This window comes from Methylocystis sp. (genome assembly GCF_051061225.1).
Classification (GTDB): Bacteria; Pseudomonadota; Alphaproteobacteria; order Rhizobiales; family Beijerinckiaceae; genus Methylocystis.
Window position 1 is genome coordinate 1 of the sequence record NZ_JBPFEB010000094.1, and the last position, 4,311, is coordinate 4,311.

At 67.9% G+C, this 4,311-nt stretch carries 4 protein-coding genes and 1 pseudogene; 2 read left to right on the forward strand and 3 right to left on the reverse strand.

Going from position 1 to position 4,311, the window contains the following annotated elements; all coding sequences use genetic code 11:
* Nucleotides 1–131, forward strand: a pseudogene (locus ACR652_RS16430) (IS5/IS1182 family transposase); the annotation flags it as partial.
* A gap of 385 nt (nt 132–516) precedes the next feature.
* Here the strand turns inward: ACR652_RS16430 and ACR652_RS16435 are convergent.
* The 3 genes from ACR652_RS16435 to ACR652_RS16445 all read right to left on the reverse strand — a co-directional run bounded on the left by ACR652_RS16435 (nt 517) and on the right by ACR652_RS16445 (nt 2,949).
* Nucleotides 517–2,055: a CHAD domain-containing protein gene (locus ACR652_RS16435; RefSeq protein WP_434507559.1), complete on the reverse strand. Its 1,539-nt coding sequence runs from the start codon at nt 2,053–2,055 to the stop codon at nt 517–519.
* A gap of 250 nt (nt 2,056–2,305) precedes the next feature.
* On the reverse strand, nt 2,306–2,533 hold the full coding sequence (locus tag ACR652_RS16440; RefSeq protein ID WP_434507560.1) for a hypothetical protein: 228 nt from the start codon (nt 2,531–2,533) through the stop codon (nt 2,306–2,308).
* A 179-nt stretch (nt 2,534–2,712) separates the two neighbouring features.
* Complete coding sequence (locus ACR652_RS16445) at nt 2,713–2,949, reverse strand: hypothetical protein (protein WP_434507561.1); 237 nt, start codon at nt 2,947–2,949, stop codon at nt 2,713–2,715.
* A 369-nt stretch (nt 2,950–3,318) separates the two neighbouring features.
* On the opposite strand from ACR652_RS16445, the gene ACR652_RS16450 reads away from it, so the two are divergent.
* A complete protein-coding gene (locus ACR652_RS16450) occupies nt 3,319–4,206 on the forward strand; it encodes a hypothetical protein (protein WP_434507562.1) in 888 nt (295 codons plus the stop codon).
* Nucleotides 4,207–4,311: the final 105 nt, after the last annotated feature.

Genomic DNA, 4,311 nt, shown 5'->3' on the forward strand with positions numbered 1-4,311 from the left:
GGGCGACACGATGCAGGCGGCTCGTCAAAGATTACGAGCGCTATGCTCAGACCCTCGCAGGCCTCCACGTCGTCGCCTTCGCATGTCTCATGCTCAAGCGCGCCGCAGAATTCATGCTCCAAGGTGCATAACACCCTCTAAAGGGGTGGAAGCACATAGATGTCCCGCTCTTGGAAGCACAAGAAAACTACTGTTCATACACCCAAGCATATTGGTATTTCATACACGACGAAATTCAGCGATTGCGTGGGAAGCCAAACGCCCTTCTTTCTCAAGAGCCTCAAAAGCTAATCAAACCACCAAAGCACAATCCGCCTGAGAAACATATCCCTCCGTGGCAGAGCGAAAGTGCTCAATTGAGGCCGCAAGCAACTAGCGCGGAATAACGACACCCCACTATCATCCGGCCTGTCACAAATAGAACGGCCGTCTTTTTGCCGCGCTGACACCCCGCGCAGAGCGCGCTTGTATGATCGCGCTTTCGCCTCGCCAAGATTCCACCAGGGCGGACGGCGCTCATCGCCAGAAGGCGGGCGCGTTCGGACAGGCGCGCCACAGAGCGGCAAGTTCGCTGTCGCCTCGGGGCGCGTGCGTCCTTGCGAGAGCGGCGGGGCCGGCCTCTCCTTCCGCGCGGCCTTGCGCGCCGAGCGCCGCCTCCAGCGCCCGGAGCGCGCTGTTGAAGGTCGCGACGCCCAGATCATCCTCGAACACGCCGCCGAACACATCCGCCGCCTGGCGCAGGGCGCACAGACGCAGGCGCAGGCGGCGGCGCTCTTCGGGCGTCGCGGCGAGAATGTCGTCGACCGACCGGCGCGCGCGCTTCAGCCGCCGCTCCAGCGCCTGGGCGATGAAGGCGCGGGCGGGCGTCTTCAGTCTTTCCAGCGCGGCGGCGTCGAGCCCCTCGCGCCAGCCCGACGAGGCCGCGAGGGCCTGAAGATCGAGAACGAAGCGCGAGGCGTCGCCGGCGCGAAGGGCGTCTCGCGCCGCCTCGCAGGCGCGACGCCTGCGCCCGCGCGCCGTCGCAAGCAGCGCCTGCGCGCCGTCCGCGCTCGGCTTTCTGGACAGCCGGGCGATGACGGCGTCCAACTCGCGGACCGGCGCCAGCGCGGCCGCGATGCGCCGGGCGTCCGCGCGGAAGGGCGCGAAGACCGGGGCGGGCAGGGCCGTTTCGTAGAGGCCGAGCGCGGCGCGCAGCCGCCGCAGCGCGAGGCGCATCTGGGCGAGGGCCGCCGCGTCGCCGCTGCCGAGAAAGGCCGGCCAATTGCCGACGAACTGCCGCAACGTGACGTCGATTGTCACCCGCAGCGCCGCCTCGGCGTCGGCGCCGGGCGCGACGCGCGGGGCCGTGGCGGGGACCTCCCGCAAGCGTTCTCCGCGCGCGAGCCGATAGCCGCGCTGCGATTTCTGCGCCGGGCTGAGCCACAGGCCGGCCCGCGTCAGTCGCGCCGCGAATTGAAACAGATCGGCGGGCGCGCCGCCCTTGAGCTCGACCTCGCACTCCGCGATGGGTTCGCGGCCTGCGGCCGCCCGGATCTCGCCCTCGTCGACCGCGATTTCGAGCCGGGACGCGCCGGCGGCGCAGGCGGCGAGACGACGGCGCACCCTCGTCTCGAACCGCCAGACGAGCGGCGCGCCGCCGGCCGCGCGTTCGATCATCGCGGCGATCTCCGGCGGAAAACGGCTCGGGTCGGGGGCATCCGAATCGATCGCCCGTTCCACTTCGCCGCGCGAAAAGACGCTCTCGTCCTGCGGCGTCCATTTCAGCGTCATCACGCGCCCGGCGCCCGAACGGCGCAGGCGCAAGGACAGGCCGGCCCGCTCCAGCGCGTCGTCCGCCGTGTCGAAATAGGCGGTCTCCAAGTCTTGCGCGCGCGGCGCGGCGGCGTCTTGCGCGCGCGGCGCGGCGGCGGCCACAAGCCCGTGCTCGAAGAGCCCCGCGAGAACCTCGGGCGCGCCCTCCAGCTTGACCTCGACTTCTCTGGCGCGCGCATGCGACTCGTCCGCGGGCGCATGCGACTCGTCTGCAAGAGGGGGCGTCGGCTCGGCTGGATTCACGGCGGCTCTCGCGCGAAACCTGCCCCTCGGGCGGGCGGCAGGTTCTCCTTTCGGGATGTCTGCGTCGTCCATGACGAGCGTCGGCTCGTTCCCGGCTCGTTCCACAGGTCGTTCGCCTGTGCGGGATGTCCACGGTCCGGGAGCATTTTTCGCATCGGATCAGACCGGGGCGCGCGAGCTTTCTTGCCGCGCTTTCATCCGCCGAACCGGCTTCCACTTCGGCGGAAAGCGCGCTTCCCTTGCCGCGCTTTCATTCGCGCAAAGCGCTCCTCGCCGCTTTTCCACCCTCCGGGGCGCGCGCGGCGAGCAGGGCGCCCAGAATCGCGCCCAGCGGGCCGGTCAAAAGCCCGGCGATCCAGGCGATCCGCACATCGGGGGCGCCCTGGCCGAGGAGAAGGTCTCCGGCGGCGGCGCCCAGGCCGGCGCCGTCGAGATAGCCCATGCACAGGCCGGTGAGGATCGAGAGGAAAGGCGGCATGCTGTCCTCGTCTGTCTCAGCGTCGGAACATCCGCTGGGACGAGGATCCCGCCGGTTTGTGAAGGCTGTGTGACATTCCGCGCATGGGGCGCGCCAAAACGGCCGTGCGGCTGTCGCCGCCCGCCGCCGCCCGCCGTCCTCCGATCCAATCGACCGGCGCCGGGGCGCGAGGAAAATTGTTACTTATGTTTCCTTACGCCCTTGCGGGCGGGGTGGGCGGCCAGGCACGCCGGCGCGGGAACATATCCCGCGAAAGGGTCGAAGACGACGGCGCAGGGGCTGTTCTGCTGCCGAATCATGCCTTCCAGCACGACGATTCCGGTCGCGCCCATATCGCCCTGAGCGATGGCGGAGGTCGCGCCCGCGCCGGTCGCGAGGCAGAAAACGAAGCAAGCTGCAAATACATGACGTAACATTTTAAACTCTCCGGCGTCCGGGCGTCTGACGACAACGCCAGCGAAAATGCCGCCAATCGCCCGCAAACACAAGGACGCCCGGGAGGGCGCCCCCTCGCAGCCCCTCGGCCGCCCGAGTCGCGGGCGGAGCGCGGCCCGCGCGGCCCCCGATCCCCCCGGCGGCGCCCGGCTCCGCCCGCGTCCGGCGCCTCTTTGTTAGGTTTCAAGCTCGTTTTCGTGACATTTAGGACACATGTCTTGTCGATTCACGTTTCAATCTTGTTTTGTAACTGGACGCGGAGGGCATGGCCGCGTTTATCCTCACAGACAGATGGCCGGCGCAGAATGGCCATCCCGTCGCAGTCAGCGATTAGGTTAAAGGATCCTGTCATGAAAAAACTCTCTCTTGTTGCGATTGCCACCGTCCTCGCGGCCCCGGCCTTCGCCGGCGACGTCGGCGTTTCGGTCGGCCCGAACTTCTCCTCCGCCAATGGCGTGAACATCGGCAGCGTCACCAACATCGGCGTGAACAACCTCGGCGCGGTCGTGCAGAACGTCGGCGTTGTCGGCGGCGGCGTCGTTCACCTCGACCGTGAAGCCATCAATCAGGAGCGTGCGCGCGTCGACATCGATCCGGGCGCCTTCACCATCGGCAGCATCGTGCATTCGGGCAACGGCGGCGACGGCGGCCATGTTGACGTCGTCGCGGTGAACATTGCCGCGGCCGCCTCGCGCAACGACATCGACCAGGGCGGCCTCGCCGCTGGCGTCGCGATCCCGGTGGCTGTCGCCGCTCAGGGCGTCGCTCTGCAGGACGCGGACCACAACGGCATTCCGGTCAACCTCGGCGTGGGCCTCTCCGGCCGTCGCGGCGGCAACGAGGCCGAGGCTGGCGCGAAGGTCGGCGCGGTGCAGGTCAACGCTGCGTCGCAGAGGTCCTTCACGGGCGCTGTCGCCTCGCAGGACGGCATCGGCAACGGCATCGACGCCAATGGCGGCCGCGGCTCGGCCTTCATCGTCACGATCGACTCGAACAACACCCACATCGACAACACCTCGGTGTCGAAGATCGAGGTCAATTCGACGGTCAACGTCGCCAACCGTGGCGGCGTCGCGGGCGGCCTGAAGATCGAAGACTCCTTCAACACGGCGGACTTCACCAAGATCGACGTGACGAAGATCAACGACTCGTTCAATGGCAACGCCATCGCCGTCGACGATTCGGCCGCCCTGGCCTTCACGGCCAACGGCAACACCGTCGGTGGTCATCATCACTAATTGAAACGCGGGGCGCCGTTTCGCTTCACTGGCGGAACGGCGTCCCCTTTCGGGGCGTAGGTCTGCGTTCTGCAAATTTCGTTCGGGAACCCTCTCATGAAGTCA